We start from the raw sequence: 21654 nt of genomic DNA on the forward strand, positions 1-21654 counted from the left end.
TTCTCACCTCTCTGCACTACTATGGTGACGTGCCGCACTGGTCTGATGGTAAGAATGAACAGTGGTGGGCCGGACTTGGTGGCCGGGCTGGGCGGTGCCCGACGTGTCTTACCGTCGTTTGGGTTGATAGCGATATTAGGTTGATGGAGGAGCGCCTGGAGCCTTACGCGATAAGCCGGTTGTCAAGACTATGGCACCTAATGACGGGGGATCGGAGCGGCCAGGCTTCGGATGGAGCGGGAATGGGCTTCGTTGCCGCGCGAGATGCGAGAGGCCGAATGTCTCGACAGCCTCAACACCGCCCAGGACTACGTCGATGCTCTGGCGCAGCTCGTTCCTTTGCTGCCTGATCGAGAAAAATACTTGCGCAGGAAGTTATGGTGGGCCTCCAATAACCACCTTCGTAGGGAAAGCGGTGGTCCGGCCTTGGAGGAATACGCTGCACGAGCCAACATGGAACGTTTGCTCGGCCTATTGCCATCGACTGCACAGGTTTTAGAACGAGTGGAACTGTGTCGTCAGCTAGGTCGATTTCAAGAGGCGCTTGACTTGATTCCCTTAGTACCGCCTGATCAGCAGTAAAAAGCGCGCTTGCAGTAGCAATGGGCCGAGGTCGGAGATTCAGTCATGAAAGTTATTCCACGGCAACAAGCAACGCCCCTTCGCAGGCCGCGAAGGGAGATGTCGACTGATAGCTAGGCACTGGAGATCACCTACTGGCCGGCGGTCAGAAGATCGTCAAGCAGGTGCTTTCACGATCGCCAAGACTGTGGACCTGGAAACGGCGTATAGCCTCGCCAAGGCGCTAACGCTCTGCTTGGCCGCATACCCTTGGACGATCGCCTGCCGTTGCGCTGGCGTCGTTTTAGTGGGTCGGCCAAGCGTCTTACCGTCTGCCTTCGCGCGAGCAAGTCCTGCTTGGGTGCGCTCAACGATTAAGTCACGCTCCATCTCTGCCACAGCGGCCAGCATTGTCACCAACAGCTTGCCGGCCGTGGATGTCAGATCCACCTTGCCAAGCTGCAGAACGACGACCTCGACCTCAAGTAGCGCCAGGGACTTGATTGTAGCAAGCACGTCCACCGCATCCCGGCCGAGCCGATCCAGCTTGGCCACAACCAGCGTGTCTTTCTTCCGCAGCTTCCCTAACATTTCACCGAACTGGCTCCGCTGAGCGGCATGCGCCTTGCCACTGATTGTGTCGGCGTACCAGTAATCCACTTGATACCCGGCCCGCTCGATCTCCAAGCGTTGGTTTTCTGCAGTCTGTCCCATTGTCGACACCCGTCCATAACCGAACACGGCCATCATTTGCTCCTTCGCATGTTGGTAAACGGTATGAATATATATCAACATGTTGAAAAAGAGAAAACCTATTTTATTAACAGGTCAAATTGGGCTACTGATGGGTGTTGGAAAACGGTCGGTTTCCACCACGTACAAAGAACATTTCAAGGTTGCCAGAAGAGGAAAATTGCCCGACAGACTGTCGGCAAAATTTACACGTCGCCCTAGGGAAAACACTTAGATGAGCACAAGCTGTTGATTTTAATAAACATTTTCTAATGGCACAAATATTGCTTATAGAAAATATTTTCACGCAATGACTAAACCAATGAAAAACATAAACCGGCTTCGTAGTGGTTTTTTGGTACTGCTAGGCGTATTTTCAGCTCATGCCGCCGCCGAAATAATTACCTTTCAAGACGTTCCTCTGTCGAATGGATTATATAAAGAATTTTCGTCTCGCGATGATGTTCTCATCTCTGGAAACTTCCAATTTCGCTTTAGTACGGATATAACGGCCTATATCACCAATGGACAGATCTGCTCCCCTTCTTGTCCCGTCAATGGGACAAAATTAGCACTTCTGCCACACGGAACTAACTCATTAGCTATGACTAGGGTCGGCGGCGGTACTTTTAGCTTGTTTGGTTTTGACGGGGCAGGCGCTTTTAATTTTAACGAATGGGGCATGCCGGAATACATTTCAAATCAGATTGATGTAAGAGGATACACTTATAACGGGTCCGAGGTGACTCAATCCTTTCTAATTGACAAATCGGTTCAATCTGGTTCGCTTGCATTTAGTTCGCATTCATTTAATCAGTCTTTTGAAAAATTAACATCGGCTATCTTCACAAGCAGCGGCTCAGTATTGTGGGATGGCGCCTTTAATGGCTTAGCCGTCGATAACATTTATGCTTCGTCGTCCGAGGTGCCAGAGCCAGCAACAACTGTTTTGCTTGGTTTGGGTTTATTCAGCTATATCGTGTCGCGTCGCAGACCATCGAATCCTGAAAAGGGAGCGTGATAGCAGCCTGTGAGACAGATAGGTCTTTAATGCTGATCTGTCCGTCGACATGGGTTGGGCAGCCTATTCACTTGGGCGAGCCTATCCTTTACCAACCAACACGGTTGTTGAAAACAATGCCGCAAACATTCGCTACGTTCGCCTTTTCGATCTGCGGCCTACACACCAGTGAAGTCCAACGGGAGCAAAATAGGGGAATGGGCGGCTCTGGCAACTCTCGCGGCTCCTATATTCATGAACGCATTCACATCTCCGATATTGATCGACCCGAGCGGCGTTGGCCAAACGCTGCAACGTATTTCTCTAGCCGGGGGCAGCGGCCAATACAGCGAACAATGGTTGCAGGAGCTGCTATTTAGCCATCCAAGCGCACTGCCGATTCGGGAGATTGACCCGCACGCCCGCGACCTGATTCCAGTGTGCACCGAGCTGAACACTAATGCAGGCCCTGCCGACATCCTGTACGTGACCTACACTGGTCAGATCGTGCTAGTCGAGACTAAACTGTGGCGCAATGCTGAGGCAAGGCGCACAGTCGTGGCACAGATTCTTGACTACGCGAAGGAGCTGGCGGACTGGACCTACGAGGACCTAAGCCGCGAAGCAGCGGCAGCAAGTGGACGTGGCCCTGGTTACCTTCTTGAGACTGTGCGAGCAGCCCATCCCGACCTGGACGAAGCTGCGTTTGTCGACGGCATCAACCGCAGCTTACACAGTGGCGACTTCCTCCTGATCATCGCCGGGGACGGGATTCGTTCTCGGGCTGAGGCGCTGGTAGGCTTCATTGATCGCTTCGCCCATCTGCGCTTCGGCCTCGCGCTGGTCGAGGTGGCGACTTACCTCTGCCCTGGAGGGGCTATCCTCCTGCAACCACGGATCTTGGCGAAAACCGAACTGCTGGTGAGGCACGTTGTCGTCGGGGCCGAACGAATCGCCATACGCGCTGATGTGGAAGCTGAAATCACCGCCCAGCCGCAGGACGCCACCCAGAAAGCACGTGCTGCAGCTGAAGCACAATGGTGCGAATTGTTCTGGACTGACTTTTTGAAAACCCTGCGGCTCGACGACATCAAGCAACCGCCACCATCGAAGCCAGCCCGTACTACTGGCACTGCGTTCTACATGCCGCCCGGAGGTAATACCGTATGGATCAGTCCGTATATCGCACGAGCGTCCGGCGGGGCCGGAGTTTTTCTAACCTTCGGTAGAAACTTTGTGTCTGCAGCTGATTGGTACGATCAACTCCTCCTGCAGCGGGACCAGATCGACGCCGAGCTGCCGGGTCTGTCATGGCGCGTCGAGGCGAGCGGCAAGATCTGGATTGAAACGCCGCCAGTGCGCTACCAAAATCTTGATGCGCCAGCCGACCGCGCGCGCGTGATTGCCTATCTCGCCCAAAATACGAACGCCATGGTGAACGTTTTCAGGCATCGCCTTGAATCGTTGCAGCGCCAGCAGGAGACTGGCGGCCTCAGCGCTGCTTGAGTAGCGAAGAGGTTACGCGTGACGGTCGAGCCAAGCACGAAGATCGTCGAAGTGCACAGTTGTAAGGTGAGCTACCTGCGTTGCCTTGCGCAGATGGCGCTTGCGCCATTTGTATGGCTGGCGTTCCGGCAGGGCTTCATCGGGTTTTGCGCCCATCTCGCGCAGCAGCTTCGATCGCGCGATCCGTGCTCGGTCGGTCGCTGACGAAGCAACGTTCGATCGATACCGCAGCCGATGGCACAGGCGGCAGGCCAGCTCGCCGACACGAAAGTAAAGGGACTGGAAATTCCCCTCGTGCGCGCGAGGGCACTTTAGGAGGGGCCGTACATGGCCTTTGAGGCACTGAACGGGCACGATGTCTACCACCCACTGCCGGCCGGCCAGGAAGACCGCCAGGCGGCTCTCAGCAAGTACAGCGACGGTCCTCAGATCGCCATCGTCAAGGACGAGCCTAGACGACCCTGTGGCCGTCGCGGCCTTCATTAGCTTGGGCAGGTTCACCTCGAATGCATTCTCGAGGATCGGAACTCGGGCTGCTTTGGCTTTTTTCATCGACGGTACCTAAAAGAAAAGCGAACCTGGCAAATACATGCCGGGTTCGCGTGTACTGCAGTCTGTGCGTGTTAATGCTTTGGTTTTTCGGCCGCGATCACGAAGCAACGGCCCTGCATGCGGATGGCGATATGTCCGGTCAACGGCCCGAACACATCCTCCAGACTCGCCTTGAAATCCATCGCCTCGGCATCGCTCCAATTGAGCTTGTTGACGGTCGCAAACACCGCCTTAAGCGCTTCATATAGGTCAAACACATCGAGTCGATTAACAAGGATAGGAGACATGAAGCGGAATGCGCCGCGCTCGCGCAAGTAGCCGAAACCGAAGTGGGAGACGAACTTCTCGACAATCGCCACCGCTTTTTCACGCGGCAAGTCCAGGTAGTCCGCCTTGAGCGGCCAGAGGTGACGTGGCTCCTGCAAGAGCGCCATATTGTGGACGGGAGATTTGATAGTTTTCATGTTGATAGAATTGTGTGAGTTGTTATAGTTTTATTGTGGCGCTAGGGAATTTATTCGAGTCGCGATTTTTTTGCAGAGGTTGCAGGTGTTGCAGGGAGCGCTTGCGCAACCCGCCACGCTGGGCGTAAATTTATCCAACTCAACCTGATTTCACTTCAGGTCAAAACAACCCTGCAACACCCTGCACTCCCTGCGCCCCTAACTGTTTAGGCTTCGCTGATCCCCCACAGCACTGAGTTCGTGCGGCTCATTCCCTTACGCTTGAGACTGGCGCCGTTTACGATGCGGCCTTCACGTTTCTGCATCCACTTACCGAGGCGACGTGCGTCAATGCCACCATGGTCGCCGGCGATCTCCTTCAGCAAGTCGGCCCACCCTTCAGTCGAGAGCGAGCGCTTGATCAGTTCGGCGACGGTAAACTTTCCATTGGCTCCGAACATCGTTTTCGCCATTTCGAGCACGCCGGCCAACGCAGCAGCCTCAGGGTCGTTGGCGCTGTCACGCAGCAACGCGACCTTTGGGTCAACGAAGCCTGGAGCGACGCCTTGCTCGCACAGCCAAACAATGGTGGAGCGGACCAACTTGTTCCAGTCGTCCATCGAGGCCAGTCCGTCGCACACCTTCGGGAAGCCGGCGCTGACGTAGCCCTGAATCAGCGTCAACGCAGCCGTGATCATTAGCAAGCGGTGCTGCAGGCAATAGCCGAGTGGCTCAACGTCAAACTGACGGCCCGCGACCTTCGACGACTCGACTTGCGCATCCAGGCGGCAGGTCAGAAAGCGGCGATTCAAGTCGCCCACCAGTTGCAGACCGTTGCCCGTGGCCAGCACCAACAAGCGGTGTTCAGCCTCGGCTTCGCGCGACTCCCCAAGAACGCGGCCTTTAATTGCTGGTGCCGTGGTCACGGCGCACAGGCTGGCCGATTCAATAGCATGTTCGGCGTTGTCGAACAGGAGGGTGCCAGCACCGGCGAGCGCGGAGCTGAACAGGCTCTTGGCCCATTCTTCCTCATGCGTGATTGGTGCGCTTACCGCAGGAGTCATGCCGTCGTACAGTGCGCCGATGCACTGGGCCAGCAACGTCTTGCCAGTGCCTGGTGCCGTCGCGCTGAACCCGAAGCCCGGCGCGGTGCGCAAGCAGCAGCGAACTGCAGCGGTCAGCGTGGCCGCCAAGGCGACGGATTTGTCCCCAGCCGAGACATAGGGGAATTGCTCGAACGGCTTCCACAAGGTCTGCAGCGCAACGTCCAAGTCACGTTTCGACGGCGCCTGGCGGATGGCCGGCCAGTTAGCGTACTGCTCGCTCATGAGCAGCAGACCGGATTGTTCGTCGTAGCCGGGCGTTGCGATCAGACGGCCATTCGCGTCCATGGTCGGGACATCGCGCACAGCTGTGAGACGCGGCATGCGGGTGTGCGCTGCGTTTGCCAGCAGGCCATTAACGACGCCTTGCGGGCAATCAACAACTACCATCTCCTGCTTTTTGACGTTGAACTGCTCAAACCGACACAGGCGGTGAACGAACACCTTCATCCAGGTTGCCATTGCTTGCACGATCTTGCCTTCGTCGCTGACGTACACCATGACGCCTGCGCGTTCGTACATCTGGCCGGATTTTTTCAAAAGCAGCGCCATCGAGTCCACCATGCGCGGCAACTCGCCGACATTCACTTCGATCAAGGCCGGTGCTCGGTCCAGGCGGTAGTGGGTTCCATGATGGAGATGCGAGTACAGGTAAGGTTTGCCACCGCTGCGCAGATTGAGCCACGCAACACGGCCGTCGACCTCGGGTTCCAGCGGGTCCGCAAATCGCGCACCATGCCACTTTTCCGGGTTGTCCATGACGGTGCCTACGGTGACCGACTTGCCGTCGGCCGTGATCAACGGGAAGTCACCCATCAAGGTGCGTTGCATCGTCGCACGTTCGAGCATGAGGCTGATGACAGCCAGGTCAGTATCCAAGCTCAGCTTCTTCAGTCGCTCCGCAATGACTGGCGCGACCTCCGTGATGTATTGCGCTTTTGCGGCCTGTACCTGAGGCGCCATCGCAGCGCGAGCCGCCGATTTGATTTCCTTCAGCTCGTTGGTTTCGGCCTCAGTCAGCTCGTGTACCTCAGCCACATCCAGGATGCCAGCACCCGTGATCTCCCCCTCGTAGCAGGTACGCACGATGTCATTGTTGAGCACCGGCTGTGCTGCGAAGTCGAGACCTTCTGGCTTCCACACGGATGCGTCAACGGGTCCGCGCTCCAACAGCTGGCCCGATTTGCTGATTGCGTAGTAGCCGAAACCGGCGAGCCAGAGGCGCTCGAAGATCAGCTTGCCAATACGTGGGATTTCGCTGGCCTTGCTAACGATCAGGTAGATACGTTGCCCGGTGACGCCCGAGCCATTGATGCCCGACGACGCACTTGCGCGCCAGAGCATTTCCACACCCGAGAGGGCTGGGCAGCAATTGCGGACGATTTGCATCAGTTCCCTTGGCGAGAGCGCCGGCGCACCTTTCGGCGGGTCGTAGTCCAGCATGAGAATGCCAGCGTTGTCTCCGAACTGGAAGTTTTGACGAGTGCGCGTGATTGCCCCCGTTGCCGGATTCGTCACGCCTTGGGCAACGACGTCGCCTTGGTCAAGCATCGGGCGACCGTACGTCGCGGCCTGGGTAGGCGCCAACGTGTTGAGGATGGCGTCCAGCTCTGCCAGATTGGTTACGTCGCGAACCTGGTAGCTGCCGTAGACGAGCTTGGCGGCGGCCTGTTTGCGAACCATTCCGTTTTCATCGAGGAAAAACGTTTTCGTCAGGTTGCCGTTGGCATTGGTGAGCACAGTGAGCGCTGCGTCGCACGTAACTGCGGCCTTTACTTCATCCGGCGCGCTTGACATGCCGTACACCGCCGCAGAGGTTTCATTGTTAGTCAACATGTCGCCTCACTTCGCCGCTTCGTCTTGCATCACACGCTTCGGTTCCGTGTGGGCGACGTTGTGGTCGAGGTCGACTTCCAACACGTTCGACAGTTTGATACCGTTGAAGTGGTATTGGCCAATGACGGTCACGAACACCACATGGCCAATGAAATTTTCGATTGCTGCAGTCGACGCAACTGGGATTCCATCGATTTTGAACACATGGAGCGGCAGCTCGAACATACCCTTGTAGGTCTTCGTCGCACCCGTGAAGAAGCGGATTTCAATAGCGACAATGCTGCCGTGTGCGCTGGCAGAGAGGACTACCCCGTACTCGTCGCCTTCGGGCTGGAAGCCGTACACGGTTCGCAGATATGCCTTGTGCGCGTTCCCGCAGGCAGCGGCGTGTTTAGCAGCGGTACGTGGATTTTTTTCGCACAGGACGACTGGCGCTCCCGCACGCTGACCGATCATATAGTCCAGTGCCATCATACGCGGCCACCCTTGAGCAGTTGCTTGATCTGCGCGACGGGCCACGCGAGGCGACCATGGATGCGGATTGGACGGATCGGGCCGTCTTCGTAGCATGCCCACTGGCGGAGGGTCTGTGGGCTACGGCCGAGATGGAAAGCCGCTTCGTTGGTGTTAATTGCGCTACGCGTCTCTTCGACGAGTGCGATGTATTTTGCTTGGGCGTTCATTGTCGTTCCTAAATGTTGATCGGATACTGCGACAACGAAAGCTACGCATGGCAACCAGTCAAACTGGTTGCGGCAACCAAAGAACCCAGCAACCATGCGGGTTCCAAGTTGTTTTGTGCAACTTGCTAATGCAACCTATTTTTTTCGGCTCCTCGAGCCAAGGGCGTCAAATGGCGATGGTTTGCGCGCGTTGAAGAGGCCTTTCGCCGTGGCGAGCTGCTTGCCGATGAACTGGCGCGAAACGCCATATTTTTCTGCTAGGGCCGCATGGGTATTCCCTTGAATCAGGCTCTCTTCCAGCAAGCGGCGAAGATCATGGAGATCCCAGGTGTTCGTTTTCTTTGCCTGCGGTGTCAAGATGGCTCCGCCCCGCGGTGACGCGGTAACTGACGACGTGGCTTCAGCGACGGTCGCCGAGACGATGACCGAGGGCTCTGGATTCTTCGCTAGAGTCCCTTGCACCGCTCCTTGTCCGTCTTCCACCAGTACAGGCGAAGTCAGCGGGTCGGCCCTGTGCATGAGAGCTGTTTGCGAGTCAGCGACCGCTTCGTTCAGCACCAACTCGGCAATAGTATGACGTGGCACGACCAACGTAGACTGCGCGGTGACCTGGACGGGCTCGGAGAAGAAATATTCGTCCGACTGCCCCATCCATTCGCCCTGATCGGTTTCCCAATGGCCGAGCACGCGATGGTCACCCTTGCGGAACGTGACGATTTCATCCCAAGACTGGTACGGCTGGTCTCCCCAGAGCCAAGCTGGTCGGTCCGTGACAACCTGAGGTCCAAGGCTGTAGGCCAGTTCCTCAATCTCAGCTTGTAGCAGAGTCACGTATCGGGCAGTCATCGAAGGCTCGGCAGTAATGGCCAAACGACCGTCAACATATCGCTTGGACACGATCGCCGCGTGGTATGGTGCGGCCGCGTAGATCGGAAGGCGAAGACGAATTACGGCACGGGTAAATTCGGCCTCGGTCCAGGCACGCTTGGTCAGGGCACTCAGGACTAGGACGGCTTCACCGATTGAACAAACTTCACCAATATGCATCTCGACCTCGCTCGTTTTGGCCCCGCACCCTAGCAGCGGTGGCACGAGTCGTCAATGTCACTATGCGGAACCCGTCAAGCATGCGGTAGGAGCACAGTAGCAGGCGCTATTCGCCGAGCGCTATACAGCAGCCCATTGTTTATCGTTCTGGAATTCGACGCCGGCTTGCTCAAGCATCCACGCTTCAATCTTCGTGTGCCACATCCGCAGTAGGTCGATCGGTCGGCGAATGTAGTGCTTTTCTGCGATGGCGCTGGGCTTGTGACCCATGATCTGCGCCACGACGCCAGCCGGGCACTCCACCCACTCGCTTAGCGTGCCAAACGAACGGCGCAGACCGTGAATTGATACGTGGGGCAGACCAGCCGCCTCCAGAACGTTGTTATGGGCCTTACGGGGCTCCTGGATGCGACCGCTCGCAGCAGTCCGGCTGCTGAACACCCATTCATTAGTGCGGGGGAGGGCATTCAACAGGGCAGACACGTATGTGGTCAATGGAATCGTTCGGTTGGCTTCCACCTTGTCCTGTAGCACCATCGTGCCCCACTTGAAGTCTACGTCAGCCCAGCGAAGGCCAGCCATCTCCTCCCGGCGGGCGCCAGTCACGAGAAGCGCTTGCAGATAGGCGCTGGCGACCGGATTTTGAATTGTCCGGACGTGCTTGAACCAGGTAGCCAATTGCTCGCGCTGGAGGCAATCGGACTTCGCTGCCGGCTTGGGGAGTTCGTCCTTGGCGACACATGATGCGCATGCGTTGGAGCTGACCTCGGTCTTATAGTCCGCCCGCGTGGCGCACCAGTTCAGGAACGCACGCAGGCGCACGAAGGCATTCATCGCAACGGTTGTCCTGTGCGCTTCACCAGTCAGCCACTTCCGCACGAATTCCGCGTCGATTTCGCGGAGCGGACGGGCAAGCACCGGCACCAGCACGCCGGGAAGGGTGGTTTCTCCTTCGCCTTTCTTGCGCCCCCGGGTCTTTTCCCGTCCGCCGGGATCAACCAAGCGCTGGTGGTCCAGCAGGCTGCGCGCACTCCAGCGGCTTTTTCGGGCGGTCATGTAGGCGTCCCATGCGTCACGAGCGGGCGTTTCAGCGCGGCGGCTGGCGTCTCGCTTCGCTGCCTGCTCAGCAACAAGCTCGGCCTTCTGAACCCGTGGATCATGCCCGCCATCCACCAGCACCTTGAGACGTCTTGCTTCGGCTTGGGCGGCTGCGATGTCCCAAGTCGCCGGCGAGCCAATCGTCATCCGTATGGTTTGATTGTTGAGCTTCGCCTGGAAGACGTACGCCTTCACGCCGCTAGAGACTACACGAAGGCCGAGGCATGGGGCCGTAGCATCCCACATGAACGCCTGTTTGCTGTCGGACGGGCAAGTGAAGCCTTCAACTCGTGACGCAGTAAATTTTATTTTTGCCATATAGCTCAGTGTCGTGTAACCGCTGTGTAACCCGGCTGCGAGTATATTGCCAGAAGTTGATCAACACAAGCTCTGCTGCAAAATACTGTAAGCTACTGATAAATAAGGATATGTCTTGGTTGTCAATATGACCCAAGACACTTCCATATACTGTGGACTTCACATTCGTAATGCGAAGGTCACCAGTTCGATTCCGGTCAGCGGCACCAAGGATACAAAGAAAAAGCCCAGCTTCTGCTGGGCTTTTTCTTTTTCTGCCGGGTAGTTCAGTCCAGGCTTTCCAGTAATACCCATTAATTTCCCCTACTCATCGAAACGCCGGCGAACACGCCGGCTTTCGCTTCTATTTCCCTCCGGACCTCACCGATCCGGTAGCTCTGTTAGTCAACGCACGGTCCTGCTACCCCATTCGTTATATTTTTTGTATCGCACGTGGTAACCCGACAGCTGCAATCGTGCGGTATGCCGCTTGGGCGTACTCTTGCAAAACGGGATGCGAAAGTGACGTGGCTTGTTGACGGAACTTTTCATGTTGTTTGAGGTCATCGATGCAAATCCTTGACCGAAGGCATGATCCGAATGATCCATTGATATAGCGCAGTTCATTTTCGCGCCTCCGTTTTGTTTCGAGCGGAATCGAGGAAGAATGTGGTGATGGTCGGGTACCGGTCTACTCCGCGTTGGTCTACATTTTACAAGGACAAAAGTCATGGATAATCAGAAGTCGAGCGAGGGAAAAGGCGTTGACGCGAGCAAGCAAAACAGCGGCAACAGCATGGGTAAAGACCAGTCGAGCCAGAGCAAGGACAGCTCGAGCAGCCTGAACAAGAGCAGCACCGGTTCGTCGGCCAGCGCCGGTTCGTCGGGCAGCATGAGCGGCAGCTCATCGTCGAGCGCCAGCCCGTCCACGGGTTCGGGCGCCATGGGCGGTGCAAGCAGCTCGGGCAACGCCGGCGCCACCGGCGGTTCGAGCGCAGCAGGCAGCAGCGGCGGCCTGGGCGGTTCGTCGGGTTCGTCGCTGTCGGGTACCTCGGGATCGTCGAGCACCGGTTCGTCGAGCACCGGCTCGAGCACCACGTCCTCGGGCGCCATGGGCAGCTCGTCGTCGGGCACCGGCACCATGGGCGGCTCCTCGTCGGGCACCGGCGCACTGGGCAGCTCGTCCGTGACCGGCGGTTCGGGTTCGACGGGCGGTTCGTCGTCCTCGGGGGCACAGGGCGGCTCGACCGGCGCCAGCTCGGGCACCGGCAGCGATTCGTCCTCGAAAGAGGGCATGATGGCTGCGATGAAGCCGGAAGAGATGCACAAGACGATCGACAAGGCCGCCGAGGCAGCCCAGCCGATGGTCGACCGTGTCGTTTCCTCGGCCCACGCCGGCGTCGACAAGCTGAGCGGCCTGCTCAGCGGCGCATCGGAGCAGTTGAGCAACCGTTCCGCACAAATGAACGACACCTACCAGCAACTGGCTGATTCGGGCCGCGAATACGTGCGCAACAAGCCGGGTACCGCCGTGGCAATCGCCCTCGGCGCCGGTTACATCCTGGCCAAGCTGCTGGGCGGCAGCCGCCGCCGCGACTACTAATCAGTAGCGCTTCACCGGACGTATCCCGGCCGACACGACGTTCGGCCGGGGTCCGGTTCCACGAATAAAAACAACGAGGGAACTTATGCAAGCTCAATCATCGAGTTCGACGACGCACGTCCCTACCCAAGGGATCGAGGCGGTCGAAACTGCGCGCTCAGGCGTTTCCTGGGGCGCGATCCTGGCCGGCGCGGCCGCCGCCACGGCGCTGTCGCTCGTGCTGTACCTGCTGGGCTCCGGCCTCGGCCTCTCCGCCGCCTCGCCCTGGTCCGACAATAGCGGCGTTGCCTTCGGCATCGGTGCCATCCTCTGGCTCACGCTGACCCAGCTGGCGGCCTCGGCCATCGGCGGCTATATGGCCGGCCGCCTGCGTACCAAGTGGGCCAGCATCCATACCGATGAAGTGTATTTCCGCGATACCGCGCACGGCCTGCTGACCTGGGCCGTGTCGACCATGCTGGCCGCGGCCCTGTTTTCTAGCGTGATCAGCAAGATGACCGGCACGGCAGTGGACGCCGGCGCCGGCGTGGCGAAGGCGACGCTGGCCAGCGGCGCGGCGGCAACGGCTGCCGCGGCGAAAGACGGCGGCGACAGCGCCGGCGTCAACCCGCTCGACTACTTCTCGGACATGATGCTGCGTACCGACAAGCCTGATGCGGCCGGCGGCAGCGGCGAGCTGCGCCAGGAAACCATGCGCATCCTCGCCAACAGCATCAAGAACGGCAGCCTGGCCGCCGACGACCGCGCCTATCTCGCCAAGCGCATCGCTGCCCGTACCGGCCTCGACCAGGCCGCGGCCGAGAAGCGTGTCGATGACGTCTATGCCCGTGGCGCCGCCGCCGCTGCCAAAGCCAAGGCCACCGCCAGGGAAGCCGCCGACACCGCGCGCAAGGCAGCAGCCGGCACGGCACTCTGGCTGACGGCCGCCCTGCTGATCGGCGCCTTCGTCGCCAGCTGGTGCGCCACCCTCGGCGGCAAACTGCGCGACGGCCTTGCCGGCGTGTCCCATCGTTAAATCAAGGAGGACGGCATGCGTTCGATTCTGTTGTGGCTCGTGGGGATTCCGATTCCGATCATTATTTTGATCGCGATTTTGACCTAAGCATTCAGGCAGTAAGGACAACGCCGGCATTCGTGCCGGCGTTTTTGTTTGGCGCACGTAACGCGAGGACACGAGTGCCCACCCTAGGGTGCACTACCGTTTCAGGCAAGCATTGCGGCCGTCGCATAACGTAGGGTGGGCATGCCCACGCGTGCACCATCAATGATGTGGCACGCCGGACGACGGCCGATAACGCCGGCGATTCACTTCATCGCCGACGGCTCGCTCACCCGCACCGGCTCCTTCGGATGCTTCCTCAACCTGCGCACCCCGCGATCGAGCCAGCCCTTGAAATCGTCGACATAGGTAAACACCGCCGGCACCACCAGCAGGCTCAATAAGGTGGACGTGATCAGCCCCCCGATCACGGCAATCGCCATCGGCGACCTGAAGCTCGGGTCGCCCGAGAAGCCCAGTGCCAGCGGCATCATGCCGGCGCCCATGGCGATGGTCGTCATGATGATCGGCCGGCTGCGCTTGTGGCAGGCGTCGACCAGGGCCTCGAAGCGGCGCATGCCCGCCTCGCGCGCAAGGATCGCATAATCGACCAGCAGGATCGAATTCTTCGTCACGATCCCCATCAGCATGATCAGGCCGATCATGCTCGGCATCGAGAGCGCGCTCCTGGTGAGCAGCAGGGCGATGAAGGCGCCGCCGATCGACAGCGGCAGGGCCGCGAGAATCGTGATCGGCTGCATGAAGTCGTGGAACAGCAGCACCAGCACGCCGTAGATGCACAGCACGCCGATCGCCATCGCGACGCCGAAGCTGGCGAACAGGGCCTGCATCTCCTGGGCGTCGCCCAGTTCCGCGATCTGGACCGAGGCCGGCAGCGCCGTGAAAGCGGGCAGGGCGCGCGCTTCGGCGTTGACCTCGCCCAGCGTGCGTCCGCCCAGTTCGACGTTGAGCGTGACATTCCGGCTGCGGTTCAGGCGGCTGATCTCGGCCGGGCCGCTTTCCATCGTGATGTCGGCCACGGTCGACAGCAGCACCGGGCCGTTCTTGCCCGGCACCGTCAGGCGTCCGATCGCATCGAGGTCGGCGCGCACGGCGTCGGGCAGTTTTACCCGGATCGGCACCTGGCGCTCCGGCAAATTCATCTTCGCCAGCACCTGCTCGTAGTCTCCGGCCGTGGCCACGCGCACCGTTTCGCCGATGGCGGCGGCGGTGACGCCGAGATCGGCCGCGCGCGCGAAGTCCGGGCGCACGATGATTTCGGGACGCACCAGCGAGGCGCTCGAGCTGACGTTGCCGATGCCTTGCAGTCCGCGCAGTTCGCGCTCGGCGCGCTGGGCGGCGGCGGCCAGGGCAAGCGGGTCTTCGCTGCGCAGGACCAGCTGCAGCTTGCCGCCAGTGTCGGCCTGGCCGACCGAGAAACGGGCACCCGGAATGGCGGACAAGCGTGTCCGGATCTGGCGCTCGAGTTCCGGCAGCGATTCGTCGCGCTCGCGGCGGTGCGATGTCGTCACCGTCAGCACCGCGCGCCGCGCTTCGGCAGCTGCGCCGGGCGCAAACGCGTCGCCGCTCGACCCGCCGCCGATCGAACTGAAGACACTCTTCACACCGGGCACCTGCATCGCCACCAGGCGCGCCTGTTCGGCCACGCCATGGGTTTGCGCCAGCGTCGAACCGGGCGGCAGCTCGACGTTGACGATGGTCTGGCCGCGGTCGGCCGGCGGCACGAAGCCCGTCGGCAGCAGCCCCACCAGCGAGATCGAGCCGGCGAAGAACAGCAGCGAGGCGATGACCGTGATGCCGCGGTGGCGCAGGCACCACTGCATGGTCGCCATGTAGCGCCGCATGATGGCGCCATCCTGTTCGGCGTGCGCCTTGGCCGGCTTCATGATGTAGGCCGCCATCATCGGTGTCAGCAGGCGCGCCACCAGCAGCGAGGCCAGGATCGCCAGCACCGCGGTCCAGCCGAACTGCTTGAAGAAGCGCCCCGGGATGCCGCCCATGAAGGCGGTCGGCAGGAACACCGCCACCAGCGAGAAGGTGGTCGCAATCACCGCCATGCCGATTTCGTCGGCCGCTTCCAATGCCGCCTGCATCGGCGTTTTCCCCAGCTGCAGGTGGCGCGCGATGTTCTCGATCTCGACGATGGCATCGTCGACCAGCACCCCGACCACCAGGGCCAGCGACAACAAGGTCACCATGTTCAGCGTGTAGCCGAACAGGTACTGGCCAAGGAAGGCCGGAATCACCGACAGCGGCAGCGCGGCCGCGGCGACCAGCGTCGCGCGCCAGTCGCGCAGGAACCACCACACCACCAGCACGGCCAGCACCGCGCCTTCGTAGAGCATCTCCATCGACGCGTCGAAGTTTTCCTGCACCGGCTCGGCGTTGTCGACGACTTCCTTGAGCACCACGTTCGGATGCGCCTTCTGCAGCTCGGCGACGGCGGCGCGCGCGCCCGCGGCGACTTCGGTCTCGCTGGCGCCGCGCGTGCGGAAGACTTCGAAGCCGACGACTTTCCTGCCGTCCTGCTCGGCCAGTGCGCGCTGCTCGGAGACCGTGTCGCTGACGGTGGCGATTTCGTCCAGGCGCACGCGGCGCCCGTCCGGCAGCGGAATGTTCATGCGCCCCAGCTCCTGCGCGCTGGACACCGTCGCCAGGGTACGCACGGACTGCTCGGCGCCGCTGACGTCGCCGCGTCCGCCCGGGGCCTCGCGCTGCACGTTGCGCAGCTGGCGCGACACGTCCAGCGCCGACACCCGCAGCGCGGCCATGCGCGCATCGTTGAGTTCGACCCGCACTTCGCGGTCGACGCCGCCGACCCGTTTGACGGCGCCCAGGCCCGGTACGCTGAGCAGGCGCTTGGCAGCCGTGTTGTCGACGAACCAGGACAGTTCCTGGTCATCGAGGCCGTTGGTGCCCGGTTTGGCGGAGGCGGTGAAGGTGAGGATCGAGCGGCCGGCGGTGGCGGCCTTGGTCACGCTCGGCTCGCGCATCTCGCCCGGCAAGTCGGCGCGCACCTGCGAGACGGCGCCGCGCACGTCGTTCTCCGCGTCCGACAGGTTCTTGTCGAGGATGAATTCGACGGTGACCGTGGCCACGCCGTCGAGCACCTTGGTGTGGATATTCTTGACGCCCTGCAGGGTCGCGACCGAATCCTCGATCTTGCGCGCGACCTCGGTTTCCAGCTGGGCCGGGGCGGCGCCGTCGAGCGTGGCGGTGACGGTCACGATCGGCAGTTCGATATCGGGGAAGAACTGGACCTTGTTGGCCTTGAAGGCGAGCAGGCCGGCCAGCGTCAGCAGGGCGAACAGCAGGATCGCGGGAACCGGATTGCGGATCGAGAGGGCGGAAAAATTCATGATCCTGTCCTCAGCGGGTCGCGACCTTGGCGGGGGCGGCGGCCGGCGCGGGTACATTCCGTACCAGGTCGCCGTCGTTCAGGAAGCCGGCGCCCTGGATCACGATCGGCGTATCGGCCGCCAGCCCGGAGACGACCTCGATCCGCTCGCCCAGCCGGCGGCCGGTGTCGATCTTGACCCGGCTGACGCGGCTGTCGGGATTCAGGCGGAAGACATAACTGAACCCGTCGCGCACGGCGATCGCCTGCTGCGGCACGGTCAGCGCGTTCGAGGCGCCGAGTTCGAATTCGCCGCCGGCGAACATCCCGGCCTTCAACGGCGCGTTCGAAGACAGTGCAGGCGGCAGGTCGACATAAACCAGCGTCGTGCGCGTCTGCGCATCGACCGTCGGCGCCACGGTCCGCACCTTGCCCAGCACTTCGCTGCCGTTCGCCCCTTTGACGCGCACGCGTGCGCCCGGTTGCACGCGGCCGATATCGGATGCCGGCAGTTCGGCACGCCACTCGAGGCGGCCCTGGCGGATCAGGCGAAACAGCTCGGTACCGACGCCGACCACGGCGCCGACGGTGGCGTTGCGCGCCGAGATGATGCCGCTGTCGGGCGCAAGCACCTGCGTGTGCTGCAGGCGCAGCTGCTGCTGGGTGAGTGTGGCCTTTGCCGCCGCGACGCGCGCCGCGGCCGTGCGCTCCGCGGTGAGGTATTGCGTGACTTGCTGCTCGCTGAGCGCGCCGGAACTCTTCAGCGCCAGGCCGCGCCTGGCGTTGGCGGCCGCCTCGGCGGCATTCGCCTGCGCTTCCTGCAGCGCCGCCTTCGCCTGGCCGACGTCGGCGTTGACCGTATCGGCCGAGAACACGGCCAGGGTCTCGCCCTTCCTGACGACGTCGCCCACGTTGACACGCACTTCCAGCAGGCGCAGCCCGCCCGACTCGCTGCCGACGATCGCTTCCTGCCAGGCCGCGACGTTGCCGTTGGCGCCGAGTTTGACGGGCAGGCTCGCCGTGGATGGGCGCGCGGTGGTGACGGTCAACGCCGGCGTCGCCGGTGCGTTCTTCTTCTTGTCGTCATCCTTGCCGCAAGCGCTGAGCAGAAGGGAGAGGAGGGCGGCCGAGCCGATGAAAACGATGCGTGATGTCGATGAGGGCATGTGCGTGGTTCCGGTTCCGTAAGCAAGCGGGACGCCGTGACGTGGACGGCAATGGAGCAGTTTATCAAACAGCATCATGCGTTGACGCGAATTCAATAGTGGCATTGTTCTACCCGGGCATGGGTGGAATCGACTTGTGAAGGAGACCGCGATGAACAAACCTGTACTGCTGGCGGCCATGGCGGCCATGGCGACCGTGACTGCCGGGCTGCCGCTCGGCGCATTCGCGCAGGAGGGCGGGCCGGGCACCACGCCGCCGCAGCCCGGCTGCGCCGCCCGCGCCGAAGCGCCCCGTGCCGACAGCGCCCTGCCGGCACGCGCCAGCGACAAACCCGAACCGCAACTGGGCACTGTGACGCCAACTACACGGGTGCCCTCGCACACCGACACGCCGTCGAGCCGCGCAATGGCGGCGGCGTCGGCACGCGCGGAAAAAACAACAGACGCGGAAAAAAACGCACAAGGCCATTGCGCCGGCGGCGCCGTGCCCCCTGCACCCGGAAACAGCAGGGCGAAGCCGGAGGGCGCCTGAACGTTGACATTTAGGGCAGCATGGCTTGGATTCGCACTGCGATGGTGCACTGCGTCATAAATCGCCGCAGCCAAGACAAAGCGTCAGAAAACGCCTACGAATTGAGGAGGAGTTGTCCCAGGAGGCCGGTAGTTTTACCGTATTGCGGCGCACAATAAATCGCGCTATATTGGAACTGTCTCCTCCAGTTTTTCTCCGAAATTCTGGATTGCCGCCCGCTACCGCAAGGTACGCGGGCGTTTTTTTTTGCCGCTGTTACGAGTAGGGCATTCAGGCGTCTTCGCCCTGGAAGGCCCCCGCGCGCCAGGTCAGCACCAGCGTATCGCGGTAGCCGTGCTCGCCCAGCGGCTGGATCGGGGTCGACTCGTGGATCACGGCGGCGTCGTCGAGGAGCAGCAGGGTCCATGGTTCGGTCATGGTAAAGCGCTGGCCGCGCGGGCCGTCCGCTTCGAAGACGCGCGTCTCGCCGCCCTTGATGCCGGCACGCTTGACCAGGATCACGGCGACGAAATCGACTCCGTCGCGGTGCGCGCCTTCGGGCGTCGGGCGGCCGATGCCGTCGGCGGTATCGATGCGGAACTGATGCGCTTCCACATACCAGGGCTGCGCCGGCTTCGCTTGCGAGCAGACCGCGCCGAGCGAACGCAGCAGCTGGCGCCAGGCCGGCTGGGCGACGGTGCCTGGCGCGATCGGCGCGAACAGGCGGTGCATGCCGCCGTGCAGGGCGTTGTACTCGACCGGCTGCCAGTGCGCGCGGTGCGGCACCTGGGTCAGGTCGCGGCCGTCGTCGACGAAGCAGGAATGGCGCCGGCGCCGGTAGCGGCCGCCGTCCTTCAGGTAGTTGTCGAGTTCCAGGTGGTCCCAACTCGGCACGAGCGCATCGAGGTCGGCCAGGGTGCAGCCGGCAAGGCGCGCGACGTCCTGGGGACGCAGCAGGGCATAGCCGTCGCCGAGCAGGGCTTCGGCAAGGCGGGAAGGATCGCTGTAGGGCAGTTCGGATGGTGTCATGCCCGGTAGCGTAGCATTTTTCGCAGGGGCCGGTGGAGGAAGGCCCGCATCGCTCACCAGGTCTTGGTGAGGGTCAGACGCAGCGAGCGCGGTTCGATCGGGTGGAAGTGGATATCGTTGCGCGGCGCCGCTTCTGCTGCCAGCTGCGAGGCATAGTAGTAATCGATGGCCGAGGCGCGGCGGTTGGCGAGGTTGAAGGCTTCGAGCTCGAGCTGCAGGCCCTTGTTCACTTTGTAGCCGATGCGGCCGTTGAGCGTGGTGCTGGCCTGCGAGCGCACGCTGTCGTCCTCGATGAGCGGACGCGGACCGAAGTAGCGCAGGCGCAGCGCGCCGGACCAGGGACCGAGCTTGTCGACCGTGAGCGCCAGCTGGCCCACGCCTTCGACGGCGCCGGGGATCCGATCGCCATTGCGCGCGCGCGCCCGCGCAAACGCGGCGTCGAAGTCGACCGACAGCCATTTCAGGGGCCGCCAGTAGTTCGAGAACTCGATCCCGACGCGGCGGCTGGCCTCGCCCGCTTCCGTCATGCCGGCGTCGCCGACATAGGTCAGTTCGGAATCGAAGTCGAGCCGGTAGAGCGAGACCGCCGTCTGCATTTGGGGAAGCGCTTCGGTCCGCAGGCCCAGCTCCATCCCGCGCGAACGCACCAGGCCCGGCGCGCGTTCCAGGGCTTCCATGGTTTTCGGATCGAAGGCCGCCACCGTGCCGCGCGCATCGTTGCTGTGGAAGCCGTGGCCATAGTTCAGGTAAAACTCGGTCGATGCCAGCGGCGCGTAGACCAGGCTGAACGACGGGCTCAGTTGCGTATCGTTCGCCCGTCCCGAATTGGCTGCCAGGTCGCTCGCTACATCGAAGCGGTAGCGGTCGGCGCGTACGCCGGCCTTGGTGCGCAGCGACTCGCTCCAGCGCGTCGTGCCTTCGACGAACACGCCGCCGCTGGTCTCGATGATGTGGTCTTCGCGCGTGGTTGCCAGGCGCCGGCGTGCCCGCGTGTCGTATAAACCGTTGAAGATATTGTCGTTCTGGAGGCGCGCGCCGACAGTCAGGTCGGACGCCATTGCCTCGCCGCGGTGCAGGTGCCAGGTGTGGGTCGCATCCAGGCCGCTGGTCACGCGCCGGTCAGGCTGGGCGAACTGGTCGCCGTTGACCGGGTCGTTCATGAAATACGTAAAATTCGAGTACAGGTCGAGCTGGTTGCGGATCACGTAGGCACTGAGCTTCGAACTGGTGTCGGTGCCGGTCTGGCGCCAGATACCCGATACGCTGTAACGGCGCGCATTGCCGCCATCGGTATCGTCGATGCCGTCGAAGCGGCCGAGCGAGCCGTCTTCGACTGCGCGCAGCGGTATCTGGTCGGTCGCGTTCCAGCTGCCGCGGTAGGCCATGGCGGTGACGCTCCAGCCGTTGTTGGCGTAGCCGCGGCTGTAGCGCAGCATGCCGTTGCGCTTGCGGTAGTCGTCGGGGCGCGTCCACGGCCCGGCGTTGTTCAAGGATTCAATCGCATACAGCAGGGTACCGCCGAGCAGCTCGGGCGAACCCGCCAGCAGCGCGCGCCGGAAACCGTCCTCGCCCAGCGTGACGCTGGCGATCTCCTTAGCCAGCCGGTTGGCGTAGCTGATCTCGGCGCTGCCGGCCGAGGCGAAGTCGGCGTCGCGCGCCGAATACGGCCCCTTGCGGTAGTCGAGACGGCCGACCAGTTCCGGGATCAGGAAGTTCACGTCGGTCCAGCCCTGGCCATGCGCATGGCTGCGCTGGTTGACCGGCATGCCGTCGACCCAGGTGGCGAGATCGGTGCCGTGGTCCAGGTTGAAACCGCGCAGGTAGAACTGGTTGGCCTTGCCTTCGCCGCTGTGCTGGCTGGCGATCAGGCCCGGCATGGCTTCCAGCATCTCGCCCGGCCGGTAGGTGGTGCGTGCCGCCAGTTCCTTCTGCCCGACGCTGCCGGCATTGGCCGAGTCGGCGATGCCGAGTTGGGAGAGGCGCGAGCCTTCGACCAGCACGCGCTGCAGCACGAGGTCGTCGGCCAGGACCGGGGAGGCGGCAAACAGGGCGAGGAGGGCACAGGGCAGGGGGCGAAGCTTGGGCATGAG

At 61.7% G+C, this 21654-nt stretch carries 18 protein-coding genes; 5 read left to right on the forward strand and 13 right to left on the reverse strand.

Features of this window, described 5'->3' with window-relative positions:
* Nucleotides 1–738 precede the first annotated feature (738 nt).
* Nucleotides 739–1311 (reverse strand): recombinase family protein, encoded by a 573-nt coding sequence (locus ACI48I_RS02575; protein ID WP_498573244.1) that lies wholly within the window; start codon nucleotides 1309–1311, stop codon nucleotides 739–741.
* A gap of 304 nt (nucleotides 1312–1615) precedes the next feature.
* Here ACI48I_RS02575 and ACI48I_RS02580 point away from each other — a divergent pair, with 304 nt between their 5' ends.
* Both ACI48I_RS02580 and ACI48I_RS02585 read left to right on the forward strand, forming a co-directional pair.
* On the forward strand, nucleotides 1616–2314 hold the full coding sequence (locus tag ACI48I_RS02580; RefSeq protein ID WP_498573245.1) for a PEP-CTERM sorting domain-containing protein: 699 nt from the start codon (nucleotides 1616–1618) through the stop codon (nucleotides 2312–2314).
* 234 nt (nucleotides 2315–2548) lie between these two features.
* Nucleotides 2549–3799 carry a hypothetical protein gene (locus ACI48I_RS02585; RefSeq protein ID WP_498573246.1) on the forward strand — a complete coding sequence of 417 codons (1251 nt, stop codon included), beginning with the start codon at nucleotides 2549–2551 and terminating at the stop codon, nucleotides 3797–3799.
* Between the two features lie 12 nt (nucleotides 3800–3811).
* Here ACI48I_RS02585 and ACI48I_RS02590 read toward each other — a convergent pair whose 3' ends face one another.
* The 8 genes from ACI48I_RS02590 to ACI48I_RS02625 all read right to left on the reverse strand — a co-directional run bounded on the left by ACI48I_RS02590 (nucleotide 3812) and on the right by ACI48I_RS02625 (nucleotide 11173).
* Nucleotides 3812–4351: a hypothetical protein gene (locus ACI48I_RS02590; protein WP_498573247.1), complete on the reverse strand. Its 540-nt coding sequence runs from the start codon at nucleotides 4349–4351 to the stop codon at nucleotides 3812–3814.
* Between the two features lie 71 nt (nucleotides 4352–4422).
* Nucleotides 4423–4815, reverse strand: coding sequence for a hypothetical protein (locus ACI48I_RS02595; RefSeq protein WP_498573248.1), 393 nt, complete (start codon nucleotides 4813–4815; stop codon nucleotides 4423–4425).
* Between the two features lie 206 nt (nucleotides 4816–5021).
* The gene (locus ACI48I_RS02600; RefSeq protein WP_498573249.1) at nucleotides 5022–7733 is read right to left on the reverse strand and encodes a hypothetical protein; all 2712 of its coding nucleotides are present in this window, start codon (nucleotides 7731–7733) and stop codon (nucleotides 5022–5024) included.
* 6 nt (nucleotides 7734–7739) lie between these two features.
* Nucleotides 7740–8207 (reverse strand): hypothetical protein, encoded by a 468-nt coding sequence (locus ACI48I_RS02605; RefSeq protein WP_498573250.1) that lies wholly within the window; start codon nucleotides 8205–8207, stop codon nucleotides 7740–7742.
* Nucleotides 8204–8416 (reverse strand): DNA-binding protein, encoded by a 213-nt coding sequence (locus tag ACI48I_RS02610; RefSeq protein ID WP_498573251.1) that lies wholly within the window; start codon nucleotides 8414–8416, stop codon nucleotides 8204–8206. The genes ACI48I_RS02605 and ACI48I_RS02610 overlap by 4 nt, the downstream gene beginning before the upstream one ends.
* Nucleotides 8417–8551: 135 nt before the next feature.
* Nucleotides 8552–9463, reverse strand: coding sequence for a hypothetical protein (locus ACI48I_RS02615; protein WP_498573252.1), 912 nt, complete (start codon nucleotides 9461–9463; stop codon nucleotides 8552–8554).
* Nucleotides 9464–9583: 120 nt separating this feature from the next.
* A complete protein-coding gene (locus tag ACI48I_RS02620) occupies nucleotides 9584–10879 on the reverse strand; it encodes a tyrosine-type recombinase/integrase (protein WP_498573253.1) in 1296 nt (431 codons plus the stop codon).
* A gap of 159 nt (nucleotides 10880–11038) precedes the next feature.
* Nucleotides 11039–11173, reverse strand: coding sequence for a hypothetical protein (locus ACI48I_RS02625; RefSeq protein WP_498573254.1), 135 nt, complete (start codon nucleotides 11171–11173; stop codon nucleotides 11039–11041).
* 415 nt (nucleotides 11174–11588) lie between these two features.
* Here ACI48I_RS02625 and ACI48I_RS02630 point away from each other — a divergent pair, with 415 nt between their 5' ends.
* The gene (locus ACI48I_RS02630; protein WP_498573255.1) at nucleotides 11589–12461 is read left to right on the forward strand and encodes an ElaB/YgaM/YqjD family protein; all 873 of its coding nucleotides are present in this window, start codon (nucleotides 11589–11591) and stop codon (nucleotides 12459–12461) included.
* 85 nt (nucleotides 12462–12546) lie between these two features.
* A complete protein-coding gene (locus tag ACI48I_RS02635; RefSeq protein WP_498573256.1) occupies nucleotides 12547–13476 on the forward strand; it encodes a hypothetical protein in 930 nt (309 codons plus the stop codon).
* Between the two features lie 290 nt (nucleotides 13477–13766).
* On the opposite strand, the gene ACI48I_RS02640 is transcribed toward ACI48I_RS02635, so the two are convergent.
* The gene (locus ACI48I_RS02640) at nucleotides 13767–16880 is read right to left on the reverse strand and encodes an efflux RND transporter permease subunit (RefSeq protein WP_498573257.1); all 3114 of its coding nucleotides are present in this window, start codon (nucleotides 16878–16880) and stop codon (nucleotides 13767–13769) included.
* A 10-nt stretch (nucleotides 16881–16890) separates the two neighbouring features.
* The gene (locus ACI48I_RS02645; protein WP_498573258.1) at nucleotides 16891–18024 is read right to left on the reverse strand and encodes an efflux RND transporter periplasmic adaptor subunit; all 1134 of its coding nucleotides are present in this window, start codon (nucleotides 18022–18024) and stop codon (nucleotides 16891–16893) included.
* Between the two features lie 151 nt (nucleotides 18025–18175).
* Here ACI48I_RS02645 and ACI48I_RS02650 point away from each other — a divergent pair, with 151 nt between their 5' ends.
* Complete coding sequence (locus ACI48I_RS02650) at nucleotides 18176–18556, forward strand: hypothetical protein (protein WP_498573259.1); 381 nt, start codon at nucleotides 18176–18178, stop codon at nucleotides 18554–18556.
* A gap of 270 nt (nucleotides 18557–18826) precedes the next feature.
* On the opposite strand, the gene ACI48I_RS02655 is transcribed toward ACI48I_RS02650, so the two are convergent.
* Both ACI48I_RS02655 and ACI48I_RS02660 read right to left on the reverse strand, forming a co-directional pair.
* The gene (locus ACI48I_RS02655; protein ID WP_498573260.1) at nucleotides 18827–19564 is read right to left on the reverse strand and encodes a 2OG-Fe dioxygenase family protein; all 738 of its coding nucleotides are present in this window, start codon (nucleotides 19562–19564) and stop codon (nucleotides 18827–18829) included.
* 53 nt (nucleotides 19565–19617) lie between these two features.
* Entirely contained in the window at nucleotides 19618–21651 is a 2034-nt protein-coding gene (locus ACI48I_RS02660; RefSeq protein ID WP_498573261.1) for a TonB-dependent receptor, read from the reverse strand.
* Between the last annotated feature and the right edge of the window lie 3 nt (nucleotides 21652–21654).

This window comes from Massilia sp. LXY-5 (assembly GCF_059801075.1).